Source organism: Delftia deserti (assembly GCF_042653485.1).
GTDB classification, from domain to species: domain Bacteria; phylum Pseudomonadota; class Gammaproteobacteria; order Burkholderiales; family Burkholderiaceae_C; genus Comamonas; species Comamonas acidovorans.
In genome coordinates, this window is the sequence record NZ_JBHSIH010000001.1 from 4,771,130 (window position 1) to 4,796,570 (window position 25,441).

Below are 25,441 nucleotides of genomic sequence, written 5' to 3' on the forward strand. Positions count from 1 at the left end.
ACGACTGACATCCCGCCCCCATCCAGGAGCCTTCCGAATGTCCCGCATGCGCTGCGCCATCCTTGCATTGACCCTGGGCCTGCTGGCCGGCGGACCGGCTGCGGCAGGCGTGGTGCAGCCTGTGCCTGACAGGCAGGCCAGCGAGAACAAGATGCCGGCCTATCCCAAGGAAGCCAGGCGGCTGGAGCAGGAAGGCAAGGTGGTGCTGCGGGTTCTGGTGGGCGCCAGCGGAAAGGCACTGGCCGTGGATGTGGCAGACAGCAGCGGCTATCCTCTGCTCGACCAGGAGGCGCTGGACGCCGTGCGGACGTGGCGCTTTGTCCCCGGCACGCGCGACGGCGTGCCGGACAGCATGTGGACGCGCGTGCCCGTCACCTTCCTGCTGAAATAGCGGGCCTGCCAAGTGTGTGCCGGGTCTGAGCCATGCGGTGGCCGATGTTGTAGAGGGTGCAAGCCTCAACAGGGGTTGTCGTTTCCCGGGCATTCACTGCATGGCCCACCGCTTTGCTCCCTGCAGCGTCCGCCTGTTCGGCGCTGTAGGTTCACCTTTACCTCACTGCAGATTGATGGCCAGCAGGCTCTTGTTGGGTCTGGCGATGTAGAGCAGGCCGTTGTCGGATACGGCCAGGCGTCCGCTGGCCGGCAACTGCCAGACTATCTTGCGGGTCGCTGGGTCCACTGCGTGGGTGTAGTTGCCCTTTTCGGCTGACAGATTGGATATGAAAATCAGGTTGTTGACGGCAACGACTTGGTAGGTGAGGCCGTTGATGTTGATGGGATTGTTGTCGCCCGTCAGCGGCATGGACCACAGCAGAGCTCCGCTATCGCCCGCATAGGCGTGCAATTGCCTTGGCTCGCCTGATCTGAACGGATCGAAGACCAGATAAACCACTCCGTTGGCCACGATCGGGACGCTGAGGAAGTTCTTCTTCATGGTCCACAGGCGCTTTTTCTGTGAGATTGAAAAGCTGCTGATCGTGATTTCGCTGTAGCCGTAGCGCGCGGCGAGTACCCGGTCAGCGCCATCCAGCACCGTGGTGCTGGGGGCTTTCTCCGTGAAGGCGTACGGGATGTTCTGGGGATCGTCCAGCACGATGGCCCGACCGCCGTCCTCGCGCCGCTTGATCACCAAGCTGGCTTCCGCTTGAGCCGAGACATTTTTCTGCATCGAATAGACATGCTGGGCATCGACGGCGTCCACGCGCTCGCCTTGATAGAAGATGGGAAGCTCAGGCTCCATCCAGCGCACCGTGGCGGTCGCGGCATCCACACGGCGCTGCTGCTCGCCAACATAGACGGAATCGGCATCTCCGGTAAGCCAGAGGCTGGATTCACGGCCGGTTGTCACCGGCTTTTCCTCTGCCACGATGGCTCCGGTAGCGGCATCCAGAGTCTTCAGTGACGATTGGAACGACCGCACCTGGGCCACGACATGGCCGGCGACAAGCACCGGATTACCGAAAAAGGGCAGAGGCCGTGTCCAGGCGACGTTGCCGTCGGCCTCGTTCAGCGCCACGATGGCCTGGTCAGCGCCTGAGCTGCTGTTGAAGACCACGTGCGAACCGGTGGTCAGCATTTCACTGCTGGAGCCATCAGCTCCCGTGGACTTGGACCGCATCCAGCGCAGGCTGAAGTTCGCGGGATCAAGCCACTTGCTCGTCGCGACATAGCCTGTGTGCCCCGCATTGCCCTGGAAATTGGACCAGGTCGAGGCGCCATCGAGCTTGCTCAGCGGCTTCAGATTATCTGCAGTCGAGATGATGTTGAGTTGGTAGGGCAGTTTCCAGGGCGATCCTGGATAGGGTGAGGCGCAGACGGCGGGGGCATCGCGGCACAGGGATACGTTGATGAAGCCGGAGCGCGTGCCGCTGGCGGCGCTCTCGGAGATCTTGAGTCGGGCCCGATACTGGCGGGCGCCCAACTGCTCCAACGCCACTTCGGGAGAGAAGTCAGCCGTGACTTCCAGCCGCAGATTCAATTGTTCCTGGATGCTGGAGGAGGCGGTGCCGACGACTTGCAGCGTCAGCGACTCTGCCTGCATGACGGTAGCCTCCAGCCGGGGAGGGTCGAATGTCAGCGTGCCATTGCCGCCATTGCCGGGCTCGGGGTTTGGATTGACCACGGGAGGTGGATTCTCGGTGCCGCCTCCGCCTCCGCCACCACAAGCCGTCAGAATCAGGGCAATCAAGATACCTGTTGCATTTTTCATTTCATTTGCCTTCGGTGTCCACGCCAAGTCGTCCCTGGGTCGCTGCTTTTAGGGATGAAAACATGGTCATGGCGCAAAGCCGCGATTGTGCCTCGATACTGCCGAGTGGCCTCCCTCCAGACTGCCCCAGGCGCCCAGGCCTGCGCTGGGCATCGCGTCGTTGATTGGCGGTCGGCGCCGGCCTGCTTTCAGTCCAGGCTGGTCGAGGACCAGAAGCGGGTCAAGCTGTCGGGAGCAACGATTGACTGACGTCCACGCTCCGGCGGCCCTCTTTGCTTGCGCGGGGACGGGCTGGTGCTGCTGCAGCACTCAGCACGATGAAAGGCCGGCCCGCTACCATGGTCCCCGCCGGTCGCCTCGCGCGCGACACAAGGAGCATTCCATGAAGATCGTCATCACCAGCGTGCTCGTCGACGACCAGGACAAGGCCCTGGCCTTCTACCGCGATGTGCTCGGCTTCGTCCTCAAGCACGACATTCCCATGGGCGGCGACGCGCGCTGGCTCACCCTGACATCGCCCGGCGATGCCGATGGCGTGGAGCTGCTGCTGGAGCCCGACATGCACCCGGCCGCCAGGCCGTTCAAGACCGCCCTGCATGCCGACGGCGTGCCGGCCACCTTCTTCGGCGTGGACAACGTGCAGGCCGAGTACGAGCGCCTGAGCGCGGCCGGCGTGCGCTTCACCAAGCCGCCGACGCATCTGGGGCCGGTCACGATTGCCGTGTTCGACGACACCTGCGGCAATCTCATACAGATCAACCAGCGGCATTGAGCGGGGCCTGCGGCCCCTGCAGCCCTTGCGCGCTCAGTCCCTGGCGGTGGGCTTGTCGTGCCGGGGCGGATCGATGCGCTCGATATTGCCCAGCAGCAGGGCGCGGCCCGCAAAGTTGCCGCCGGCGGTCTCCAGTGCAAAGCGCTCGGTATCGCGGCCGCGCACTTCGGCCTCCAGCGTCTGGGCCTCGTCCTCGGTGGCGCCCAGTGCCAGCACGGCATGGCGGCCCATGAGCAGGGCGGACTCGAAGCTCTCGCGCACGACATGGTCGGCGTCCTTCTGGATCAGCTCCAGCGCGTGCTCGCGGTCATAGGCGCGCACGATGAGGCGGGCATGCGGGCATTCGTGGCGCACGTTCTCCACGATGCGCGTGGCGGCGGCCTTGCTGTCCACGCAGACCAGGATGGCGCTGGCGTGGCTGGCGCCGGCAGCATGCAGGATGTCGGCGCGCGCGCCGTCGCCGAAATAGACCTTGAAGCCGTAGGGCTCGGCGTTGCGGATCACGTCGGGGTCGTTGTCGATGATGGACAGCTTGGCGCCACGGGCCAGCGGCCCCTGGCTGGCGATCTGGCCCACGCGGCCGAAGCCGATGACCAGCACGTTGCCGCGCAGGTCCTGCGGCGCCTCCACGCCGTCCAGCGACACGGCCTGGGCGCCGGCCAGGCGCTTGTGCAGCACCACCACCAGCGGCGTGATGGCCATGGACAGCACGACGATGGCCGTCATGTTGGCATGCACCTCGGCGTCGAGCACGCCGAGCTTGAGCGCCTCGGCAAACAGCACGAAGGCGAACTCCCCGCCCTGGGCCATGAGGATGGCGCGGTCCAGCGCATCGGCATGGCTGCTGCGCGCCACGCGGGCCACGGCGTAGATGCACAGCGCCTTGCCCAGCATCAGCGCCACCACGCCCATGCCCACGATGCGCCAGTTCAGCGCCACCACCTCCAGGTTCAGCGCCATGCCCACGCCCAGGAAGAACAGGCCCAGCAGCAGGCCGCGGAAGGGCTCCACATCGGCTTCGAGCTGGTGGCGGAACGAGGACTCGGACAGCAGCACGCCCGCCACGAAGGCGCCCATGGCCATGGACAGGCCGCCCATCTCCATCAGCAGAGCGGCGCCCAGCACCACCAGCAGGGCGGCGGCCGTCATCACCTCGCGCGCCTTGGCCCTGGCCAGGATGCGGAACAGCGGGTTCAGCAGCCACAGGCCCGCGCCCACCAGCGCGCCCAGCGACAGCAGGGCCAGGCCTGCGCGCTGCCACAGCGGCGACGCCGCCACGGGCGCCGCATCGGCGGGTGCCAGAAAAGCCACGGCGGCCAGCAGCGGCACGATGAGCAGGTCCTCGAACAGCAGGATGGAGACGATGCGCTGGCCGCGCGGCGCCAGGATGTCGCCGCGTTCGGCCAGCACCTGCATGACGATGGCCGTGGAGGTCAGCACGAAGCCAGCCCCGCTCACGAAGGCCACCTGCCACGGAAAGCCGAAGGCCATGCCCACGCCCGTGAGCAGCAGCGCGCACACCACCACCTGCAGGCTGCCCAGCCCGAAGATCTGGCCGCGCAAATCCCACAGGTGCGAAGGCTTCATCTCCAGCCCGATGACGAACAGGAACATCACCACGCCCAGCTCGGCCACGTGCAAGATGGTCTGCGCGTCCGTCACCAGGCCCAGCCCGTAGGGGCCTATGGCCAGGCCGGCGGCCAGGTAGCCGAGCACGGCGCCCAGGCCCAGCCGCTTGAACAGCGGCACGGCCACCACGGCGGCCCCCAGCAGCGTGACGATTCCTACGAGCTGGCTTGCATTGCCTTCAGCTGCCATGTTGTCGATTCCTTTGTGCGTGCGGCAAGGCGGGTTTGCATCCGCGAATTTGCGCGCAGGATAGCAAAGCCCGGTCCTGTGTAGAATCGCGCCCCCTCTGCGCCCCCTCTGCGCCCACCTCTGCGTCCACCTCCGCGCCCAGCGCCATGCCCCAGATCCTCGTCAACGACCTCCGCAAGACCTACCGCATCCATGAGCGCGACCCCGGCGTGATGGGCGCGCTGCGCGCGCTGGTGCGTCCGCGCCACCGCACGGTGCAGGCGCTGCAGGGCGTGTCGTTCGCGCTGGAGCGTGGCGAGCTGCTGGGCTTCATCGGCCCCAACGGCGCGGGCAAGTCCACCACCATCAAGATCCTGTCGGGCATCCTGCGGCCCGATGGCGGGCGCGTGGAGGTGGACGGGCGCGACCCCTTCGCCGACCGCCAGCGCCATGTGGGCCGCATCGGCGTGGTCTTCGGCCAGCGCTCGCAGCTGTGGTGGGACCTGCCTGTGGGCGACGGCTTCAACCTGCTGCGCGACCTGTACCGTGTCGATCCGCTGCGCTTTGCGCGCACCCGCGACGAGCTGGTGGCCATGCTGAGCCTGGAGCGGCTGCTGGACCAGCCTGTGCGCCAGCTGTCCCTGGGCCAGCGCATGCGCGCCGAGATTGCCGCCGCCCTGCTGCACGAGCCCGAGATCCTGTTCCTGGACGAGCCCACCATCGGCCTGGACGCACCCTCCAAGCTGGCCGTGCGCGAGTTCGTGCTGCGCGCCAACCGCGAGCGCGGCACCACGGTGCTGCTGACCACGCACGACATGCACGACATCGAGGCGCTGGCGCGGCGCGTCATCGTCATCGGCCATGGCCGCGTGCTGGCCGACTGCGCGGTCGATGCGCTGCGGGCCCGGGTCGTGGCGGCGCAGCGCGACGGCACGGTCGAGGGCGAGGGCGAGGGTCAGGACATGGCCATCGAGGCCGTGATCGCCCGCTTCTACGCCATGCATGGTGCCTCGGAGGTCTGAGCGCCATGGGACCGCGCCACCGCCTGCAACACCTGCTGCGCCCCTACAAGGCCGCCTTCGCCTCGCGCTTCCTGCTGATGCTGCAGTACCGCACGGCCGCCTACGCGGGCTTTGCCACGCAGTGCTGGTGGGGCGCCATCAAGACCATGGTGCTGGCGGCGTTCTATGGCAGCGCCTCGGCATCGGCCGGCGCGCCGATTTCGCTGGAGCACGCCATCACCTACACCTGGGTGGCGCAGGGCCTGTTCGCGCTGCTGCCCTGGAGCGGCGACCCCGACGTGGCCCTGGCCGTGCGCACGGGCTCCATCGCCTATGACCGGCTGCGGCCCGTGGATGCCTATGCGCTGTGGTTCGTGCGCTCGGCCGGCTGGATCGCCGCGCGCGTGCTGCCGCGCGTGGCGCTGATGGTGGCATTTGCAGGGCTGGCCCTGCCGCTGATGGGGCTGGGCGCCTGGGGCTGGCAGCCGCCGGCGGGCTGGGCCGCAGGCCTGGGCTTTGCCGCCTCCATGCTGCTGGCGCTGCTGCTGTCCACGGCACTGGTCATGCTGCTGAACATTGCCGCCGCCGCTGCGCTCAATGAAAAAGGCATCAACACGCTGGCAGCGCCCGTGGTCATCGTGCTGTCGGGCAACCTGCTGCCGCTGGCGCTGATGCCCGACGCCTGGCAGACCGCGCTGCTGCTGCAACCGCTGGCGGGCGTGATGGACATTCCTGCGCGCATCTATTTCGGGCAGATGGCCGGTGCGCAGGCGCTGGCCTGCCTGGCGCTGCAAGCCCTGTGGATCGCCGTGATCGTGGCCCTGGGCCGCACGGCCATGGCGCGCACCATGCGCGGCCTCGAAGTGCAGGGCGGGTGAGCGCCATGGCCAGGGAAAAAGGATCGCTGTCCATGTTCCTGCGCCTGGCGCTGGCCTCGCTGGGCGGGCAGGCGCGCTACCCGGCCTCGGCGCTGATGCTGACCCTGGGCCAGTTCCTGGTCACGGGCATCGAGGTCATCGCCGTCTGGGCGCTGTTCCACCGGTTTGGCGAGGTGCAGGGCTGGCGCATCGGCGAAGTGGCCGTGTTCTATGGCCTGGTGAACTGCATGTTCGCCCTGGCCGATGCGCTGGGCCGGGGCTTTGACGTGCTGGGCACGCAGTTCCTGCGCACCGGCGCCTTCGACCGCCTGCTGCTGCGCCCGCGCCCCGTATGGCTGCAGCTCATGGGCCATGACGTGCGCATCAGCCGCCTGGGCCGCCTGCTGCAGGGCCTGCTGGTGCTGGTCTTTGCCACGGCCCAGGGCGCCGTGGTGTGGACGCCCCAGGCCGTGGCCGTGGCGCTGTTCGCCGTGGCGGGTGGCGTGGCGCTGTTCCTGGCCATCCTGGTGCTGCAGGGCGCGCTGTCGTTCTGGACCGTGGAAAGCCTGGAAGCGGCCAATGTGCTGAGCTACGGCAGCGTCGAGGCCGCCCAGTACCCCCTGGCCCTGTACGCGCAGTGGTTCCGCCGCCTGCTGACCTTCGCCGTGCCGCTGGCCTGCGTGGCCTACTACCCGGCGCTGGCCGTGCTGGGCAAGCCCGACCCGCTGGGCGCACCGGCCTGGCTGGGCTGGGTCTCGCCGCTGGCGGGCTTTGCCTTCCTGTGGCTGTCGTCCCGCGCCTGGAGGCTGGGGGTCAGGCACTACGCATCCACGGGCAGCTGAGTCATGGCCCATGTCGCCGGCAACCCGGAGGCTGGGAGCGTCGTCCCCGGCTCAGGTGGGGGCCGCAAGCTGCGATGGGGAGCAGTTGGCAAAGGCAAGAGTGGCGGCGTGCGGGTCGGCAAGGGCGCCACCGAGAACATGCCGGCGCATGTCCTGCGCCAGATTGCAAAGGAGTTTGGCCATGCCGATGAATGAGCCAGGACTGGGAGCAAGGGCGGCGCGAGCCCTCCGGTGCCGCCAAAACCTTGCTCAAGGTGGCCGCCATCCGTCCGGATGCCGTGCATGAGGCCCCGGGGGCAACCCGGTAACCGTCGCAAGATGCGGGAAACCTCCCCCATGAAGCAGCAGGTTCCCGCAAGCGCCCGCAAGCCCTGACTGCCCACAATCGCGGCACCGGGATGCGCCATATGGCCGCGCATCGGTGCAGGGGACGGAGGCGCGGGTGCAGTTGCTTCAGTTGCTGATCAGCGGAGTGGCGCAGGGCTGCATCTACGGCCTGATCGCGCTGGGCTTCGTGCTGATCTACAAGGCCACGGAGACGGTGACCTTCGCCCAGGGCGAGCTGATGATGCTGGGCGCCTTTGCCGGCTTTCTGTTCATGTCGGTGCTGGGCCTGCCGTTCTGGGCAGCGGCGCTGCTGGCCGTGGTCTCCATGGCGCTGTGCGGCCTGCTGCTGGAGGTGGCGCTGATCCGCCCCATCCTGGGTCAGCCGGCGTTCTCGGTGGTGATGCTGACCATCGGCATCGGCTATGTGTGCCGGGGCGCCATCACCATGCTTCCCTCCATCGGTACGGAAACGCTTGCCCTGGCCGTGCCCTACCGCGATACGGCGCTGAAAGTGGCGGGGCTGGTGCTCAATGCCGAGCACCTGGTGGTGATCGCGGCCACCGGCGTGCTGTGCGCCGTGCTCTATGCAGGCTTTCGGTTCAGCACGCTGGGCATCGCCATGCAGGCGGCCTCGCAGAACCAGTTGGCGGCCTACTACATGGGCATTCCCGTGCGCCGGCTCAATACCCTGGTCTGGGGCCTGGCGGCGGCCGTGGCCGCCATTGCAGGGCTGCTGCTGGCGCCGATCACTTTCGTGCACGCCAATATGGGCCTGGTGGGGCTCAAGGCTTTTCCGGCGGCGGTGATCGGCGGTTTCGGCAGCGTGCCGGGGGCCATCGTGGGCGGGCTGGTCATCGGCGTGGTGGAGTCGCTGTCGGGCTTTTACCTGCCTGAGGGCTTCAAGGACATTGCCGCCTACGTGGCGGTGCTGCTGGTGCTGGTGGTCATGCCCAACGGCCTGTTCGGCGAAGCGCTGCGCAAGAAGGTCTGAAGGGAATACATACGCAATGCGCTTCATCTTCAAGACCGATTACGCACAGGACATCCGGCTGGTGCGCCACGGCGGCCAGGCGTTCTGGTACGGGCTGCTGGTGCTGGCCCTGCTGGCCGCGCCCGCGCTGCTGTCCGAATACCTGCTGGCGCAGCTGACCTTTGTGCTGATCTATGCGGTGGTGGGCCTGGGGCTGATGGTGCTGGCCGGCTACACGGGCCTGTTTTCCATGGGCCAGGCCGCCTTCTTCGGCGTGGGGGCCTATGCGCAGGCCTTTTTCACCGGGCTGGGCTGGCCGGCGCCGCTGGCCCTGGCCGTCAGCGGTGCACTGGCGGCGGCCGTGGGCGTGGTGGTGGGGCTGCCCGCGCTGCGCGTCAAGGGCATCTACCTGGGCATTGCCACGCTGGCCTTCGGCTTCATTGTCGAGGAGGTGTTCGCGCGCTGGGAGAGCGTGACGGGCGGCAACGCGGGCAAGTCCGTGGGCGTGGTGCAGGCCTTCGGCTGGAAGGCGGATACGGCCGAGTCTTTCTACTTCGTATGCCTGGCCGTGGCGGTGCTGGCCACGCTGGCCTGCCTGAACCTGCTGCGCTCCCCCACAGGCCGCGCCTTCGTGGCCATTCGCGATTCGGAAGTATCTGCGCGCAGCATGGGCATCCATGTGGCGGCCTACAAGACCACGGCCTTCGCGTTCTCGGCCGCGCTGGCGGGCGTGGGCGGGGCCTTGTATGCGCATCAGATCCGCTTTCTGTCGCCCGACCAGTTCAACATCGTGCAGTCCATAGACCTGCTGCTGATGGTGGTCATCGGCGGACTGGGGTCCATCCACGGGGCCTTTCTGGGCGCGCTGTTCATCATCGCGCTGCCCCAGGGGATCGCTGCCGTCAAGGATTTGCTGCCCGAGGCCATCGGCCAGGCGCCGGGGCTCAAGTCCTTCATCTACGGCGCGGTGCTGATCGCCTTCGTGCTGCTGGAGCCCGCAGGCATGTACGGGCGCTGGCTCAAGATCCGCAGCTATCTGCAGGTCTTCCCGTTCTACCGCAAGGGCATGTTCCGGCGGCAGAAGACCTTCCAGAAATCGGACCGCCTGCGCTAGGAGGGATGCGGCATGGACCATGACACTCCCCTGCTGTCGGTGCGCGATCTGGGCGTGCGCTTCGGCGGCGTGCGCGCCGTCAACGGCGTGAGCTTCGATGTGCGGCGCGGCGAGGTGTTCACGCTGATCGGCCCCAATGGTGCGGGCAAGACCACGGTGTTCAACCTGATCAGCCGCATCTACGAGCCCGGCTCGGGCAGCATCCATTTCGACGGCCAGCCGCTGACGCGGATGGCAGCCCACCGCATTGCGGCACTGGGCATAGCACGCACCTTCCAGAACATCGAGCTGTTCGAGCATGCCACCGTGCTGCAGAACCTGCTGGTGGGGCGGCACCGCCATCGGCGCAGCGGCCTGTGGGGCGACCTGCTGTTCACGCCGGCCACGCGCCGTGCCGAGGTGGCCGCGCGTGCCGAGGTGGAGCAGGTGATCGAACTGCTTGACCTGCAGCACCACCGCGACGCGATGGTGGCGGGCCTGCCCTATGGCGTGCGCAAGGTGGTGGAGCTGGCGCGTGCGCTGTGCACGAGCCCGCGCCTGCTGCTGCTGGACGAGCCGTCCTCGGGGCTGAACGTGGAGGAGACCGACGACATGGCCTTCTGGATACAGGACATACAGCAGGAGCTGGGCGTGACGGTGCTGATGGTGGAGCACGACATGTCCCTGGTCTCGCGCGTGAGCAGCCGCGTGCTGGCCATGAGCCAGGGCGAGGTGCTGACCCTGGGCCTGCCGCACGAGGTGCAGTCCCATCCCGCAGTGGCCGAGGCCTATCTGGGCACGGCCGACGACGTGGCCTCGCTCAGGAGGAGCGCCGCATGAGTGCACTGCCGATGCCCCTGGCTCAATCCGCGTCTCGGCGCGAGGCCATGCCCTGCGTGCTGGGCCTGCAGAACATCGAGTCTTCCTATGGTCCGGTCAAGGCGATACGCGGCGTCAGCCTGCAGGTGCACGAGGGCGAGATCGCCACCGTGCTGGGCTCCAATGGCGCGGGCAAGACCACCATTCTGAAGACCATCTCGGGCATCATCGATCCGCGCAAGGGGCAAGTGCACTTCCTGGGCCGGGACGTCACGGCATGCGATCCGGCAGCCATCGTGCGCCAGGGCCTGGTCCATGTTCCCGAGGGGCGCGAGGTCTTCCCGCTGCTGAACGTACACGACAACCTGCTCATGGGGGCCTACACGCGCGGCGATCGCGATGGCGTGGCGCGCGACATGGAGACGGTGCTGGGCTATTTCCCGGTGCTGCGCGAGCGCCTGCGCCAGCAGGCCGGTCTGCTGTCGGGCGGCCAGCAGCAGATGCTGGCCATCGGCCGCGCCATCATGGCCGCGCCGAAGATGATCCTGCTGGACGAGCCCAGCCTGGGCCTGTCGCCGCGGCTCACGCGCGAGATCTTCGAGATCGTGGTGCGCATCAACCGCGAACGCGGCACCACCATCTTGCTGGTGGAGCAGAACGCCAGCATGGCGCTGAATGCGGCCGACCACGGCTTCGTGCTGGAAAACGGCCGCATCGTGATGGAGGACAGCTGCGAGCGCCTGCGCGAGAAGGACGACATCAAGGAGTTCTACCTGGGCCTGCGCGATGGCGGCGTGCGCGGCGAGCGCCGCTGGAAAAAACGCAAGAGCTGGCGCTAGCCGGGGGAATAGGAACATGCCCAGCCTGTGGAACCTGCACCGCATAGAGCCCCAGCCGCACAGCGTGCTGGACGGCGAGACCGTTGCCGCCCTGTTCTGGAATGCCGTGGCCCTGCGCGGCGACCGTGTCTGGCTGCGGCAAAAGGAGCTGGGCATCTGGCGCAGCCATACCTGGCAAGAGGTGGGCGAGGCTGTGCGCGAGATCGCGGGCGGCCTGCTGGCGCTGGGACTGGCACCCGGCGAGACCGTCTCCATCCTGTCCAACACCGTCATCGAATGGGTGCTGACCGACCTGGCCGTGCTGTCCTGCGGGGGCGTGGCCAATGGCATCTATCCCACCGACGCAGCCAGTCAGGTCGAGTATCTGTGCGAGGACTCGGCCACCGCCTTGCTGTTCGTGGAGAACGACGAGCAGCTGGACAAGGCGCTGGAGGTGCGCGGCCGCCTGCCCGCACTGCGCAAGATCGTGGTCTTCGACATGAAGGGCCTGCGTGGCCTTCAGGATGCAGGCGTGATCAGCCTGGAGCAACTGCGCGCCCTGGGCCGCAGCCACCTGGCTGGCGAGCCCGATGCCGTGGCCCGGCGCACGGCCGCCGTGCGGCCCGGGGACCTGGCCATTCTGGTCTACACCTCGGGCACCACGGGCAAGCCCAAGGGCGCCATGCATTCGCACCAGGGGCTGGTGCATACCGTGCGTGGCTACAACACCATCCTGCCGCGCCACGAGAGTGATGAGTGCATGTGCTTTCTGCCGCTGTGCCATATCGCCGAGCGCGTGGGCGGCGAGTACTTCTCGCTGTACACGGGCGCGCGGCTGAACTTCGTGGAGAACCCCGAGACCGTGCCCGAGAACATGCGCGAGATCGCGCCCACGGTCTGCGCGGGCGTGCCGCGCGTCTGGGAAAAATACTACTCGGCCGTGACCCTGGCCTTGCGCGAGGCCACGGCGCTGCAGCGCGCCGGCTATGCCTGGGCCCTGGGCGTGGGCACGCGCGTGGCCGATGCCGTGCTGGCTGGCCGTCCCGTGGGAGCAGGCCTTCGTGTGGCCTTCACGCTGGCGCGCTGGGCGGTGCTGGGCAATGTGCGCAAATCCATCGGCATAGACAGGGCGCGTTACCTGATCACGGGCGCCGCGCCCATCTCGCCGGACCTGGTGCGCTGGTATCTGGCGCTGGGCGTGCCCATGCTCGAGGTCTGGGGCATGACCGAGACCTGCGGCGCCTCCACCTGCATGCCGCCGGGCCGCATCGTGCCAGGCTCCATAGGCCCCGCGGCCGGCTACAACCAGGTGCGCGTGGACCCGGCCACTGGCGAGATCCAGGTGCGAGGCGCCAATGTGTTCATGGGCTATCTGAACCAGGAGGCCAAGACGGCCGAGAGCTTCAGCGAGGACGGCTGGCTGCGCACCGGCGACGTGGGGACGGTGGACGCCCAGGGCTACCTGCGCATCACCGAGCGCATGAAGGACATCCTGATCACGGCCGGCGGCAAGAACGTGGCGCCCAGCGAGTGGGAGAACGAACTCAAGTTCAGTCCCTACATCACCGACGCCGTGGTCATAGGCGACAAACGCCCCTACCTGACCGCGATCCTCATGATCGACCAGGAGAACGTGGAAAAGTATGCGCAGGAGCGCGATGTGCCGTTCTCCAACTACGCCAGCCTCACGCGCACGCCCGAGGTGCAGGCCCTGGTGCAGTCGGAGATCGACCGCGTCAACACCCGCTTCGCGCGCGTGGAGCAGGTCAAGAAGTTCTATCTGCTGGAGACCCAGCTCACGGCCGAGGACGAGGAGCTGACGCCCACCATGAAGCTCAAGCGCCGCCTGGTGCAGGCCAAGTACGCGGCGCAGATCGAGGCGATGTACGCCTGAACCGGCAGCCATCCACCACAAGCGAAGGAGACGGACATGAAAAGCATCCACGCAGCGGCCCTGGTGTCGCTGGGAGCCCTGGGGCCCCTGGCTTCGGGCTCGGCCCACGCCCAGCAGCAGGGCGTCACGCCCACGGAGATCCTGCTGGGCTCCATCCTCGACCTGTCCGGCCCCGTGGCGGCCATGGGCAAGCCCGCGCGCAACGGCATGCTGATGCGGCTGGACGAGGTCAACGAGCAGGGCGGCATCCACGGGCGCAAGCTGCGCCTGATCGTGGAGGACGACGGCTACGACCCCAAGAAGGCCGTGCTGGCCGCGCAAAAGCTGGTCAACCGCGACAAGGTCTTCCTCGTGGCCGGCCACCTGGGCACGGCCCAGAACATGGCGGCCATGCCGGTGCAGTTCGAGAAGAACATCATCAACTTCTACCCGCTGACGGCGGCGCGCGAGATGTACGAGCCGCTGCACCGGCTCAAGTACTCCTTTGCTGCCACCTACTACGACCAGGTTCGCCTGGCCGCACCGAAGCTGGTGGCCGACAAGGGCGCGAAGAAGGCCTGCGTGGTCTACCAGGACGATGACTTCGGCCTGGAGGTGCTGCGCGGCGCCGAGGCCGGCCTCAAGGCGGGGGGCAGGGAACTGGCCGAGAAGACCACCTACAAGCGCGGTGCCACCGACTTTTCCTCGCAGGTGGCGCGGCTCAAGGCGGCCTCCTGCGACTTCGTCATCCTGGGTACGACCATCCGCGAGACGGTGGGCGTGATGGCCGAGTCGCGCAAAAGCGGCTTCGAGCCCACCTTCCTGTCGACCTCGGCCTCGTACACCGAGGTGGTTACACGGCTGGGCGGCAAGGCCGTCGAGGGCCTGCTCACCACCATGACGGCCCAGCACCCCTACCTGGACGATGCCTCGGGGCCGCTGCGTCTGTGGGCCAACAAGTACAAGACGCGGTTTGGCGACGATCCCAATGTCTTCTCGGTCTATGGCTACGTCATCGTGGACCACTTCGCCCAGGCCGCGAACAAGGCCGGCAAGGGCCTGAGCACCGACAGCTTCATCCAGGCCATGGACTCCATGCGCTTCGAGCCCGACATGTTCGGCTTTCCCATGATCTCGTTCAGCGCACAAAAGCGCCTGGGCAGCGACGAGTCGCGGCTGTCGCAGGTCGTGGACGGGCGCTGGAAGGTGGTCTCCGGCTACGCCAAATGACGCAGGAGCATCCACACATGAGCACCTTCCGCACCCGGCTGGACGGGCATATTCTGCACCTGCGCTTCGGCGCGCCCGGCGCCCACAACCTCATGCGCGACGAATGGTTCGCCGACCTGGATGCGGTGCTGCATGACGCCACCGCCAACCCGCAGGTGCGCTGCCTGCTGCTTTCGGCCGAAGGCAAGTCCTTCAGCAGCGGCGGTGATCTGCAGGCCTTTCTGAACGGTCCCTTTCCCGAAGGCGGCGCAATGGACACGGGCCTGGCGCGCTGCCTGCAGACGCTGGAAGGCTTTGCCAAGCCCATCGTGGCCTGTGTGCATGGCGCGGCCATCGGCGGCGGAGCGACCATCCTGCTGCACTGCGACTTCGTCTATGCCGAGGAGGGCACCAGCTTCCAGTTCCCCTTCACTCGCATCGGCATCGTGCCCGAGCTGGGATCGACCGTGCTGCTGGCCCAGCATGCGGGCCGTCGCCTGGCCACCGAACTGCTGCTGCTGGCCCGGCCCTTCGATGCAGCCACTGCCGTGCGTGCGGGCCTGGCCAGCGAGGCGCTGCCGGCGCCCGAGGCCGAGCGGCGCGCGCAGGAGACGGCCGCCGCGCTGGCGGCCCTGCCGCCGGCTGCGCTGCGCTCCACCAAGCGGCTGCTGCGCCGCGCCGTGGAGCCTGCCTATGCCCGGGCCTGGCGCGATGAATGCCAGGCGCTGGAGACCCGCTTCGCCGGCGCCGAGGTCCAGGAAGCCTGCTCGGCCTTCCTTGCCAAGCGCGCGCCGGACTTCTCGCGCTTTTCCTGACCCGCCGCCATGGCCCGCCCGCGCAAGAGCGAGATCCACAGCGACAACCGGCGCGAGGAACTGGTCATCGCGGCGGCGCGCCTGTTCCGTGAAAAGGGCTTCAACGGCACCTCCATGCGTGACATCGCCGCCGCCGCCCACATGCAGTCGGGCAGCCCCTTCTACCACTTCGCCAGCAAGCAGGACCTGCTGTTCGCCGGCGTGGAGCATGGCCTGCGCGCCTGCCTGCAGGTGCTGGAGGCCATCGATGCGCGCAGCATGGCGCCGGCCGCGTACTTCCGCGCGCTGGCGCGCGAGCACCTGGCCCACCTGCTGGAGGACCGCATCGGCATGGCGCCGCTGGTGGTGGACGAATGGCGCCACCTGGAAGGCGCCAACCGCGCCGCCATCGTGGACCTGCGCCGCCGCTACGAGCAGCTGTGGACGCGCGCGCTGCAGGGCCTGCACGATGCAGGCCTTGCCGGCCGGGCCGAGAAGATGGAGTGCTACTTCTTCCTGGGCGCGCTGCACTCCGTCTATTCCTGGTACCGGCCCGAAGGCCCGCTGTCGCCGCAGGCCGTGGCGGATCGGCTGGTGGATTGGGTGCTGGGGCCACGGGCGTGATGCCGCACGGCTTGCCGCCCTATCTGCACCGTGATAATCTGGTCAGCATGACCAGATCTTCATCCATGAACAAAGCCACGTCCAGCCGGCCGGCGCCGCAGCCGGGGCATTGGTTGCTGCAAGACGCAAAGGCGCGCTTCAGTGAACTGGTGCGGCGCGTTCACAGCGAGGGGCCGCAGCACGTCACCGTGCACGGCCGCGATGAAGTCGTCGTCATCACGGCGCAAGACTTTCGCCGCCTGCAGGGCGCGCGCACGGGCCAGGCGCTGATCGACGTCATGCAGGCATCTCCCTGGAGGGATATCGACCTGGCGGCGGCATCATCCGAGGCCGCTCCCGTGCGGGATGTGGAGCTGTGAAAGGCTACCTGCTCGACACGAACATCCTCTCGGAGCTGCGGCGTCCTCGCCCCGAGGCCAAGGTGCTGGCCTTCCTGCGTGCCCAGCCATTCGAAAGCCTTTTCGTCAGTGCCGTGACTTTCGCGGAAATACGCTTTGGCATCGAGCTGATTGACGACGTCCACAAGCGAGCCGTGCTCATGGATTGGCTGCAACTGAGCTTGCGGCCCATGTTCGAGAACCGCGTGCTGGGCGTCAGCGAGGATGTCATGTTCCGATGGCGGTTGCTGGTGCACGAGGGTCGCAAGATGGGGCATACCTTTTCCCAGCCCGACCTCATCATTGCTGCCACGGCCCTGCACCATGGAATGACCATGGTGAGCCGCGACACGGGCGGCTATGCCATGACCGGCGTGCCCCTGCTCAATCCCTGGCAGGAATCGCCATAGGGACTTGCACCTCAGCCTCCCGCTCCCGCAAACACCGCCAGCCTGCGGCTGCCCGCGAAGATCGACTTCGGCGTCAGCCCGTAGACCTGCCGTATCGAGTGGCTGAAATGCGTGGCGTCCGGGTAGCCGGCGTCCAGGGCCACGTCGGTGAGCTTCATGTCCTGGGTCACGTAGCTGAGGAAGGCGCGGGCGCGCTTCCAGGTCTTGAAGCGGCGAAAGGGCACGCCGGCCTCCTGGCTGAACAGGTGCAGGAAGCGCGACTCGGACAGGCAGATGTCGCTGGCACAGCGCAGTGCGGACGCGGGGCTGCCGGGCTCGGCCTTGATCCGGTCGATGATGGTCTGCACGCGCGCATCGCGGGCCGGTGCCGGCAGGGGTTCGCCGAAGAAAATGCGGTCGAACTCGGCCGTGCTGACGCCATGGCCCGGCTCGTGCAGCTGCAGCTGGGGCAGCAGGCAGGACAGGCCGTCGTGCATGCGCTGCAGCAGCGCCGCGTCATGCACGGCACCGCCGGCACCCAGCAGCTCGGATGGCAGGCGCTGCGTGTCCACGGTTTCGGCCTCGATCAGCAGATTGCAGATGGTGCGTTCGCTGGCCTCGATGCCATGGCGCGCATGCGCCGGCACGATGGACAGCCGGCTGTGCTCCCAGGCACCGTCGCCCAGGCGCACGCGGTGCGATCCGCGCAGCGAGAAATACACCGCGTGGCCGCCCAGGCAGCGTTCGCGCGGCTGGCCCAGCAGGCCGCTGTAGACAGCGCGGTCCGCATTGAGCCACATGACCCGGGGCTCCTGGGGCAGAGAATGCGGCAGCGTGATTTCCGGGCGTAAAGGCTGGGGCGGCATGGCGGGGTCTCCTGGGAGATCGTTGTCGTGACGGGCTGCCCTGAGGGCAGTGCAAACCAACGGGAAGGCGCCGTGGAGCGCGGCGCTGGCGGCCAGGCTCCTGGATGGCATTTTAGAAAGCAACTGATTGGTTTTTTATCGGGGTATACGCAGACCGGTGCGGCCGGCCAGCCGTTGACCGTTGATGCAGGGCGATGAAAGAGCGCGCCCCTTGTGAGGGGCGCAGGAGGAAGGCGGTGGTGCGTGCAGCCGGCCGCCGCTCAGGTCTGCACCTTCAGCGCCTCCCGCAGCTGGTACTTGAGGATCTTGCCCGTGGGATTGCGCGGCAGCGCCTGCACCAGGTGCAGCCGGCGCGGCGTCTTGTAGCGGGCCAGCCGCGCGGAAGCGAAGGCCTGCAGCTGCTCCAGCTCCAGTGACTGGCCGGGCTTGAGGGCCAGCACGGCCACCACGGCCTCGCCCCAGCGTGGGTCGGGCGCGCCGACGACGGCGACCTCGGCAATGGCCGGGTGGCCGGCCAGCACGCTTTCGACTTCGGCCGGATAGACGTTCTCGCCGCCCGTGATGATCATGTCCTTGACGCGGTCGCAGACGTACAGGAAGCCGTCCGCATCGCGGTAGCCCACGTCGCCCGTGCGGAACCAGCCCTCGGGCGAGAAGGCCTGGCGCGTGGCCTCGGGCTGCCTCCAGTAGCCGCGCGCCACATTGGGGCCGCGCACGCAGATCTCACCGCGCTCGCCGGGTGCGTGCATCTCTTCGCCTGCCGGATCGATGAGCCGCACCTGGGTCAGCAGCGCTGCGTGTCCCACCGAGCCCAGCTTGTCCAGCGCGTATTCCTCGGCCAGCACCGTGACCAGGGCTGCGGTCTCCGTCAGTCCGTAGCCCTGCTGCACGCCTATGCCGCGGGCGCCGTAGGCGCGCAGCAGCGGTTCCGGGCAGGGCGCTCCGCCGCAGACGATGAGGCGCAGCGAGGACAGGTCGGCCGCGGCAAACTGCGGCGACTGGCTGATGAACAGCAGCATGGCCGGCACCGCGAACACCGTGGTGATTCCATGGGCCGCGATGTCGTGCAGGGCACGTTCGGCATCGAAGCTGCGGTGCAGCACCACATGGCCGCCCTTGAGCAGGGTGGTCAGCGTCAGCACATTGAGGCCGCCGATATGGAAGATGGGCGCGAAGACCAGCAGCCGGTCCGTCGCCAGCACGTCGATGCTGTAGAGCTCGCCCACATGGTTCCACCAGAAATTGCCGCAGGTCAGCAGGGTGCCCTTGGGTCGGCCGGTGGTGCCCGAGGTGTACATGATCAGGGCCACGTCGTCGTTCAGCGGCGCGGCGGGTGCCTGCGCCATGGGCGCCGTGCCGCGCATGGCCTGCGCCAGGTCCGGCCACAGGGCGCTGTCCCGGGCCTCGCCTTCGGCATTCCAGTAGCGGGCGCAGCACAGGCCCTCGCGGATGCCGGCGATGGTCTCGTGGTGGGAGGCGGCCACCACCAGCGTATGCACGCCCGCGTCGTTGACGATGTAGTGCAGCTCGGGCTCCGCCAGCCGGAAGTTCAGCGGCACGAAGATGGCGCCCAGTTGCGATGCGGCGAACATGGTGACCAGGAACATCGGATGGTTGAGCCCCAGGTAGGCCACGCGCATGCCGGGGCGCAGCCCGCCCTGCGCCAGCACGGCCGCCGCGCGCTCTATCTGCGACTGCAGTTGGCCATAGCTCCAGGTCAGGCCCTCGAAGCTCAGCGCCGGGCGCGGTCCGGAGCGCAGCGCGCGCCCGCGCATCCACTGCGCCATGCCGATGGCCGGTGGCTGCGAGGGCTGGCCTCCCATCTGTTCCTGGGTGCAGGGGGCGGTGGCGGGCATCGTTGCGTCTCCTTGGTGCGTCGTCCGGGATTTGCCCGCATGCTCCCAGCTTTGGTGGCCTGCGGCTTGCGCAATCCTGCTGAAGCGAACGAAGGCCGGGTCAGCAGGTTGCCGCAATACAGCGGGCCGGACGGTTCCTAGACTGAATGCCATACCCGGAGCACGCGGCCGGCGCCGCGCGGGGATTGCAAGAAGGTCCAGATGCCATTGATCGAATCCACCATCGCCACGGGCAGCGAAAGCTACCAGGCCAACCGTGCGGCCACGCTGGGCCAGCTCGAACGCGTGCGTGCGCTGGAGCAGCGCACCGTCGGAAAATCCGAGGCCGCGCGCGAACGCCTCGAAAAGCGCGGCCAGCTGCTGCCGCGCGAGCGACTGTCCCTGCTGCTGGACCCTGGCATGCCCTTCCTGGAGCTGGGCACGCTGGCCGGCTACTGCATGGACACACCCGACCCGGAGCGCAGCGTGCCCGGCGGCGGCATCATCGCCGGCATCGGTCATGTGAACGGCGTGCGCTGCCTGGTCAAGGCCTCCGACTGCGGCATCGATGCGGGTGCGCTGCAGCCCATGGGCCTGGAAAAGACCCTGCGCATGCAGGAGCTGGCGCTGGAAAACAGGCTGCCCTATGTGCAGCTGGTGGAAAGCGCGGGTGCCAACCTCATGGCCTACCGCGTGGAGGACTTCATCCACGGCGGCAGCACCTTCCGCAATCTCGCGCGGCTGTCGGCTGCGGGCCTGCCGGTGGTGACGGTCACGCACGGATCGTCCACGGCCGGCGGCGCCTACCAGACGGGGCTGTCGGACTACATCATCATGGTGCGCGACCGCTCGCGCGCCTTCCTCGCGGGGCCGCCGCTGCTGCTGGCAGCCACGGGCGAGGTGGCCACCGAGGAGGAACTCGGTGGTGCCGTCATGCATACCTCGGTCTCGGGTCTGGGCGACTACCTGGCCGAGGACGACCGCGACGCGCTGCGCATTGCGCGCTCCATCCTGGGCCAGATCGACTGGGACCGCGGTGCCGACCCGGCCACGGTGCGGCGCTCCTTCAGGCCGCCGCGCTATGACGCCGAGGAATTGCTGGGCATCATGCCTGCCGACTACAAGCGGCCCGTGGACATGAAGCAGGTGATCGCACGCATCGCCGATGGCTCGGAGTTCCTGGAGTTCGGCCGGAACTACGGCAGCGCCACGGTCTGCGGCACCCTGCGCATCGAGGGCTGGGCCGTGGGCGTGATCACCAACAACGGCCCCATCGATGCCGACGGCGCCACCAAGGCCACGCACTTCATCCAGGCCTGCTGCCAGGCGCGCACACCGCTGCTGTACCTCAACAACACCACCGGCTTCATGGTGGGGCGTGCCTACGAGGAGGGCGGCATCATCAAGCACGGCTCCAAGATGATCCAGGCCGTGACCAACGCCACCGTGCCCCAGATCACCATCTACTGCGGCGCCTCCTTCGGCGCGGGCAACTACGGCATGTGCGGGCGAGGCTTTCATCCGCGCTTTTGCTTCAGCTGGCCCAATGCCAGGACGGCTGTCATGGGGGGGGAGCAGGCGGCGCGCACCATGCGCATCGTCACCGAGGCCGGCATGCGCCGCAAGGGCGAGGTCGATGCTGCCAGGCTGGATGCGCTGGAGCGCCAGATCATCGAGCGATTCGACAGCCAGATGAGCGTTTTCACCACCAGCGCACGGCTGCTGGACGACGGCGTGATCGACCCGCGCGACACGCGCGCCGTGCTGGCCAATGTGCTGGCCATCTGCCGCGAGGCCCAGGCCCGCGAGCCGCAGGCGATGCAGTTCTCCGTCGCACGTCCCTGAGTCCTAGCCCCTTCCCGCCATGCCGCAAGCCACACCCTTTCACACCCTCCTGGTCGCCAACCGGGGCGAGATCGCCCTGCGCGTCATGCGCACGGCCCGGGCCATGGGCTACCGTACGGTGGCCGTCCATTCCAGCGCCGACGCACGGGCCGCCCATGTGCTGGCGGCCGACCAGGCCGTCTGCATCGGCGCACCGCTGCCCGCCCAGTCCTACCTGTGCGCAGACCGCATCATCGAGGCCGCACGCGCCACGGGTGCCGACGCCGTGCATCCGGGCTACGGCTTCCTGGCCGAGAACGCAGACTTCGCCAAGGCCTGCCGCGCGGCGGGCCTGGTCTTCGTCGGACCGTCGCCCGAGGCCATGCGCGCCATGGGCGACAAGGCCGGTGCCAAGCGCCTGATGATGGAGGCGGGCGTGCCCTGCATTCCCGGCTACCAGGGCGAGGACCAGTCGCAGCCGCGCCTGGCCGCCGAGGCGCAGCGCATCGGCTATCCGGTCATGATCAAGGCCACGGCCGGGGGCGGCGGGCGCGGCATGCGCCTGGTGGCGCAGGCTGCGCAGTTCGCCGAGGCGCTGGCCAGCGCCCAGTCCGAGGCCTTGCATGCCTTCGGCGATGCCACCGTGATCCTGGAGCAGGCCATCGCCAGCCCGCGCCATGTGGAGATTCAGGTCTTCGCCGACCGCCACGGCAACGTGGTGCATCTGGGCGAGCGCGACTGCTCGGTGCAGCGCCGCCACCAGAAGCTGATCGAAGAGGCGCCTTCGCCCGCCGTCGATGCCGCGCTGCGCGAGCGCATGGGCGCCACGGCCGTGGCGGCCGCGCGCGCCATCGGCTACGAAGGCGCAGGCACCCTGGAGTTTCTGCTGGACGCACAGGGCGGCTTCTTCTTCATGGAGATGAACACGCGGCTGCAGGTCGAGCATCCGGTCACCGAAGCCGTCACGGGCCTGGACCTTGTGGAGTGGCAGTTGCGCGTGGCGGCCGGCGAGCCGCTGCCCGCAGCCCAGGACGCCATCCGCTTTGCAGGCCATGCCATCGAGGTGCGGCTGTGCGCCGAGGACCCTGCCAGCGGCTTCATGCCGCAAAGCGGAACCTTGCACCGCTGGGAGCCGCCACCTGGCGTGCGCGTGGAGCATGGGCTGGCCTCGGGCATGGAGGTTCCGCCCTACTACGACTCCATGATCGCCAAGATCATCGTCCACGGCGCCACGCGCGACGAGGCCGCACGACGGCTGCGCCGCGCGCTGGGCGATCTGGTGGCGCTGGGCCTGGCGACCAACCAGGCCTTTCTGTCGCGCTGCCTGGGTCACCGTCAGTTCCTCGCGGGCGGCGCCACCACGGCCTTCATCGCCGAGCAGGGCCAGGCCTTGCTGCAGGAGGACGATGAAGCCCGGCTGGCCCGTGCCCGCGCCGTGGCCTGCTGGCTGCTGCTGGAAACCGCCTCCACCATGCCCGGGGGCGGGCTGATGGGCGACGCGGCGGGCCTGGCCCACCGCCATCCCGTGGCCATGCGCTGGGTCTTCGACGGCCAGGCGCGCAGGACCCGCATACGCCGCACGGCACCGTGCCTGTTCGAGATGCAAGAGGACGGCGCTGTCTCCCTGCTGCGCGTGGAGGACGCTCCTGCCCGGGGCCATGCGCGCTTCACGTTGAACGATGTCACCGAGGCCGTCGCCTGGGAGCGCGAAGGCAACCACCTCTGGCTGCACCTGGACGGCGCCCCCCATGCGGCCGAGGACCGCAGTCATGAACCTGCCATGCGCGCCGGTACGGCCGGCGGCGATGGCAAGGTCCGCGCGTCCCTGACCGGCCGCGTGGTCGCGTTGCCTGTGGCCGTGGGCGACACGGTGCAGGCCGGACAGTCCGTGCTGGTGGTCGAGGCGATGAAGATGGAGCATGTACACGCGGCGGGCGTGGGCGGCGTGGTGGCGGCCGTGCATGCGGCCGTGGGGGAGCAGTTGGGTGCGGGACGCCTGGTGCTGGAGATCACTGCGGCTGCGGAGCCGGTGCAGGTGCCGGTGGAACAGGGGGGCCGGTCATGAGCGAAGCCAGCGAAGTGCTGCTCGACAAGCGCGGCACGGCCTTCTGGATCACCATCCACCGGCCCGAGCGGCGCAATGCGCTCAACGCCGGCGTGCTGGCCGGCCTGCGCCAGGGCTTGCGGCAGGCGCAGGCCGATGCCGATGTGCGCGCCATCGTGCTCACGGGCAGTGGCGACACGGCTTTTTGTGCGGGCGCCGATCTGCAGCCAGGCCAGGCCTTTCGCTTCGACTTCGCCACGCCCACGCTGGACTACGCCGACCTGCTGCGCGAGGCCCATGACACACGCCTGCCCATCATCGCGCGCATCAACGGCGCCTGCATGGCCGGCGGCATGGGCCTGGCCTGCATGGCCGACATGGCCGTGGCGGCAGAGCATGCGCAGTTCGGCCTGCCCGAGGTCAGGGTGGGCGTGTTTCCCATGCAGGTGATGAGCCTGCTGAAGGACCTGGTGCCCCCGCGCGTGCTGCGCGAATGGGCGCTGTGCGGCGAGCCCTTCGACGCGCAGGAGGCGCTGCGCCACGGCCTGGTCAACCACGTTGTCCCATCGGCGGAACTCGACGACAAGACCGGCTGGCTGCTTGCGCGCCTGGCAGACAAGTCGCCCACGGCCATCCGGCGTGGCAAGTACGCCATGCGCGCCATCGCCGCCATGTCCTTCGAGCAGTCCATCGCCTTCACGGAAAGCCAGATCGCGCTGCTGGCTCAGACCGAGGACGCCCGCGAGGGTCTGGCCGCCTTCGCCGAAAAGCGCCCCACCGCCTTCACGGGCCGCTAGACAGAACTCTGGACCCCAGGAGGAGACAAACCATGCAACTGACACCTGAACATGAACAGATACGCGACACCGTCCGGCGCTGGGTGGCGCAGGAGGTCAATCCCCATGTGGACGCCTGGGAGGCCGAAGAAATCTTCCCGGCCCACCAGGTCTTCGGCCAGATGGGGCGCCTGGGGCTGCTGGGGCTGAACAAGCCCGTGGAGGATGGCGGACTGGGCCTGGACTACTCCTACGCCGCCGTGCTGGCCGAGGCCATCGCGGACATCGACTGCGGCGGCATTCCCATGGCCATCGGCGTGCAGACCGACATGTGCACGCCGGCCCTGGCCCAGCGCGGCAGCGCCGAGCTGCGCGCCGAGTTCCTGGCTCCGGCCATCCGGGGCGAGCGGGTGGGCTGCATCGGCGTGTCCGAGGTCGGCGGTGGCTCGGACGTGGCCGCCATCAGGACCACGGCGCGCCGCGACGGCGGCGACTACGTGATCAACGGCGGCAAGATGTGGATCACCAATGGCACGCAGGCCGACTTCTGCTGCCTGCTGGCCAATACCTCGGATGGCCCCGTCCACAGGAACAAGTCGCTGATCATCGTGCCCATGAAGGCGCGCGGCATCAGCGTGGCGCGCAAGATCCGCAAGATCGGCATGGACTCCTCGGACACGGCGCAGCTCTATTTCGATGACGTACGCGTGCCCCTGCGCCACTGCATCGGCGAGGAGGGCATGGGATTCATCTATCAGATGGAGCAGTTCCAGTCCGAACGTCTGTGGGGCGCGCTCAACGCCACGGCCATGGCGCAGCGCGCCATCGACCAGACCATCGATTACACGCGCGGCCGCCAGGTCTTCGGCCGGCCGCTGCTGGACAACCAATGGGTGCATTTCCGGCTGGCCGAGCTGCAGGCCGATGTCGCGGCCGTGCGGGCCCTGGCCTGGCAGGGCGTGGAGATGGTGGTGCGCGGCGAGGACGCCACGCGCGTGGCCACCATGGCCAAGCTCAAGGTCGGCCGCCTGGTGCGCGAGGTGGCCGACGGCTGCCTGCAGTTCTGGGGCGGCATGGGCTATGTGATGGAAAGCCCGGTCTCGCGCTTCTTCCGCGATGGGCGGCTGACCTCGATAGGCGCGGGCGCCGACGAAGTGATGCTGCAGGTGCTGTGCAAGTTCATGGGCATCTTTCCAAAAAATGCATGAGACGCCCCCTGGGTCGCTTTGCGCCTTCTCCTCGTGGCACGGCGCCTCCGTACTTGCTTCGCAAGGGAGGGGGACGCCAGCCTCGGTGCGGGGCGGCCCTTCCTTGCTGTCCCCTGT

Annotated in this window: 24 protein-coding genes; 20 read left to right on the forward strand and 4 right to left on the reverse strand. The window is 68.3% G+C overall.

Annotated features, from left to right (window positions below; genetic code table 11):
- Positions 1-37: 37 nt before the first annotated feature.
- Entirely contained in the window at positions 38-391 is a 354-nt protein-coding gene (locus tag ACFPFG_RS22765; protein ID WP_197954929.1) for an energy transducer TonB, read from the forward strand.
- 162 nt (positions 392-553) lie between these two features.
- On the opposite strand, the gene ACFPFG_RS22770 is transcribed toward ACFPFG_RS22765, so the two are convergent.
- Positions 554-2,209 (reverse strand): outer membrane protein assembly factor BamB family protein, encoded by a 1,656-nt coding sequence (locus ACFPFG_RS22770; RefSeq protein ID WP_380108359.1) that lies wholly within the window; start codon positions 2,207-2,209, stop codon positions 554-556.
- A gap of 382 nt (positions 2,210-2,591) precedes the next feature.
- On the opposite strand from ACFPFG_RS22770, the gene ACFPFG_RS22775 reads away from it, so the two are divergent.
- Entirely contained in the window at positions 2,592-2,981 is a 390-nt protein-coding gene (locus tag ACFPFG_RS22775; RefSeq protein ID WP_183019680.1) for a VOC family protein, read from the forward strand.
- Between the two features lie 33 nt (positions 2,982-3,014).
- Here ACFPFG_RS22775 and ACFPFG_RS22780 read toward each other — a convergent pair whose 3' ends face one another.
- Positions 3,015-4,799, reverse strand: a complete 1,785-nt coding sequence (locus ACFPFG_RS22780) for a monovalent cation:proton antiporter-2 (CPA2) family protein (protein WP_380108361.1) — start codon at positions 4,797-4,799, stop codon at positions 3,015-3,017.
- 212 nt (positions 4,800-5,011) lie between these two features.
- Between ACFPFG_RS22780 and ACFPFG_RS22785 the strand changes: the two genes are divergently transcribed.
- The 14 genes from ACFPFG_RS22785 to ACFPFG_RS22850 all read left to right on the forward strand — a co-directional run bounded on the left by ACFPFG_RS22785 (position 5,012) and on the right by ACFPFG_RS22850 (position 16,792).
- A complete protein-coding gene (locus ACFPFG_RS22785) occupies positions 5,012-5,800 on the forward strand; it encodes an ABC transporter ATP-binding protein (protein ID WP_417323509.1) in 789 nt (262 codons plus the stop codon).
- A 5-nt stretch (positions 5,801-5,805) separates the two neighbouring features.
- Positions 5,806-6,657 (forward strand): ABC transporter permease, encoded by an 852-nt coding sequence (locus tag ACFPFG_RS22790; protein ID WP_380108365.1) that lies wholly within the window; start codon positions 5,806-5,808, stop codon positions 6,655-6,657.
- A 5-nt stretch (positions 6,658-6,662) separates the two neighbouring features.
- Positions 6,663-7,478: an ABC transporter permease gene (locus ACFPFG_RS22795; protein WP_183019676.1), complete on the forward strand. Its 816-nt coding sequence runs from the start codon at positions 6,663-6,665 to the stop codon at positions 7,476-7,478.
- Positions 7,479-7,481: 3 nt separating this feature from the next.
- Positions 7,482-7,673 (forward strand): hypothetical protein, encoded by a 192-nt coding sequence (locus ACFPFG_RS22800; RefSeq protein ID WP_183019675.1) that lies wholly within the window; start codon positions 7,482-7,484, stop codon positions 7,671-7,673.
- Between the two features lie 247 nt (positions 7,674-7,920).
- Positions 7,921-8,796: a branched-chain amino acid ABC transporter permease gene (locus ACFPFG_RS22805; protein WP_197954935.1), complete on the forward strand. Its 876-nt coding sequence runs from the start codon at positions 7,921-7,923 to the stop codon at positions 8,794-8,796.
- A gap of 16 nt (positions 8,797-8,812) precedes the next feature.
- Entirely contained in the window at positions 8,813-9,889 is a 1,077-nt protein-coding gene (locus ACFPFG_RS22810) for a branched-chain amino acid ABC transporter permease (RefSeq protein WP_183019673.1), read from the forward strand.
- A gap of 12 nt (positions 9,890-9,901) precedes the next feature.
- Positions 9,902-10,708, forward strand: a complete 807-nt coding sequence (locus tag ACFPFG_RS22815) for an ABC transporter ATP-binding protein (RefSeq protein WP_183019672.1) — start codon at positions 9,902-9,904, stop codon at positions 10,706-10,708.
- Complete coding sequence (locus ACFPFG_RS22820) at positions 10,705-11,526, forward strand: ABC transporter ATP-binding protein (RefSeq protein ID WP_232245710.1); 822 nt, start codon at positions 10,705-10,707, stop codon at positions 11,524-11,526. The genes ACFPFG_RS22815 and ACFPFG_RS22820 overlap by 4 nt, the downstream gene beginning before the upstream one ends.
- A 16-nt stretch (positions 11,527-11,542) precedes the next feature.
- Complete coding sequence (locus tag ACFPFG_RS22825) at positions 11,543-13,399, forward strand: AMP-dependent synthetase/ligase (RefSeq protein WP_380108368.1); 1,857 nt, start codon at positions 11,543-11,545, stop codon at positions 13,397-13,399.
- A 36-nt stretch (positions 13,400-13,435) separates the two neighbouring features.
- Positions 13,436-14,608, forward strand: coding sequence for an ABC transporter substrate-binding protein (locus ACFPFG_RS22830; protein ID WP_183019670.1), 1,173 nt, complete (start codon positions 13,436-13,438; stop codon positions 14,606-14,608).
- A 17-nt stretch (positions 14,609-14,625) separates the two neighbouring features.
- Positions 14,626-15,402, forward strand: coding sequence for an enoyl-CoA hydratase/isomerase family protein (locus ACFPFG_RS22835; RefSeq protein ID WP_183019669.1), 777 nt, complete (start codon positions 14,626-14,628; stop codon positions 15,400-15,402).
- Positions 15,403-15,411: 9 nt separating this feature from the next.
- Positions 15,412-16,005 carry a TetR/AcrR family transcriptional regulator gene (locus ACFPFG_RS22840; RefSeq protein ID WP_374619512.1) on the forward strand — a complete coding sequence of 198 codons (594 nt, stop codon included), beginning with the start codon at positions 15,412-15,414 and terminating at the stop codon, positions 16,003-16,005.
- Between the two features lie 65 nt (positions 16,006-16,070).
- The gene (locus tag ACFPFG_RS22845; RefSeq protein WP_197954938.1) at positions 16,071-16,364 is read left to right on the forward strand and encodes a type II toxin-antitoxin system Phd/YefM family antitoxin; all 294 of its coding nucleotides are present in this window, start codon (positions 16,071-16,073) and stop codon (positions 16,362-16,364) included.
- Positions 16,361-16,792 (forward strand): type II toxin-antitoxin system VapC family toxin, encoded by a 432-nt coding sequence (locus ACFPFG_RS22850; RefSeq protein ID WP_183019666.1) that lies wholly within the window; start codon positions 16,361-16,363, stop codon positions 16,790-16,792. Before ACFPFG_RS22845 ends, ACFPFG_RS22850 begins: the two co-directional genes overlap by 4 nt.
- Before the next feature lie 11 nt (positions 16,793-16,803).
- Here ACFPFG_RS22850 and ACFPFG_RS22855 read toward each other — a convergent pair whose 3' ends face one another.
- Both ACFPFG_RS22855 and ACFPFG_RS22860 read right to left on the reverse strand, forming a co-directional pair.
- Positions 16,804-17,637 (reverse strand): AraC family transcriptional regulator, encoded by an 834-nt coding sequence (locus ACFPFG_RS22855; protein ID WP_183019665.1) that lies wholly within the window; start codon positions 17,635-17,637, stop codon positions 16,804-16,806.
- 260 nt (positions 17,638-17,897) lie between these two features.
- On the reverse strand, positions 17,898-19,493 hold the full coding sequence (locus ACFPFG_RS22860) for an acyl-CoA synthetase (RefSeq protein ID WP_220808647.1): 1,596 nt from the start codon (positions 19,491-19,493) through the stop codon (positions 17,898-17,900).
- A 201-nt stretch (positions 19,494-19,694) separates the two neighbouring features.
- Between ACFPFG_RS22860 and ACFPFG_RS22865 the strand changes: the two genes are divergently transcribed.
- From ACFPFG_RS22865 to ACFPFG_RS22880, 4 genes are read left to right on the forward strand one after another with little or no spacing between them, the layout of a single operon-like run.
- Positions 19,695-21,317: an acyl-CoA carboxylase subunit beta gene (locus tag ACFPFG_RS22865; RefSeq protein ID WP_183019664.1), complete on the forward strand. Its 1,623-nt coding sequence runs from the start codon at positions 19,695-19,697 to the stop codon at positions 21,315-21,317.
- A 19-nt stretch (positions 21,318-21,336) separates the two neighbouring features.
- Positions 21,337-23,361, forward strand: a complete 2,025-nt coding sequence (locus ACFPFG_RS22870; RefSeq protein ID WP_380108372.1) for an acetyl/propionyl/methylcrotonyl-CoA carboxylase subunit alpha — start codon at positions 21,337-21,339, stop codon at positions 23,359-23,361.
- A complete protein-coding gene (locus tag ACFPFG_RS22875; RefSeq protein ID WP_183019662.1) occupies positions 23,358-24,137 on the forward strand; it encodes an enoyl-CoA hydratase/isomerase family protein in 780 nt (259 codons plus the stop codon). The genes ACFPFG_RS22870 and ACFPFG_RS22875 overlap by 4 nt, the downstream gene beginning before the upstream one ends.
- Before the next feature lie 32 nt (positions 24,138-24,169).
- Positions 24,170-25,324, forward strand: a complete 1,155-nt coding sequence (locus tag ACFPFG_RS22880; RefSeq protein WP_380108374.1) for an acyl-CoA dehydrogenase family protein — start codon at positions 24,170-24,172, stop codon at positions 25,322-25,324.
- Positions 25,325-25,441: the final 117 nt, after the last annotated feature.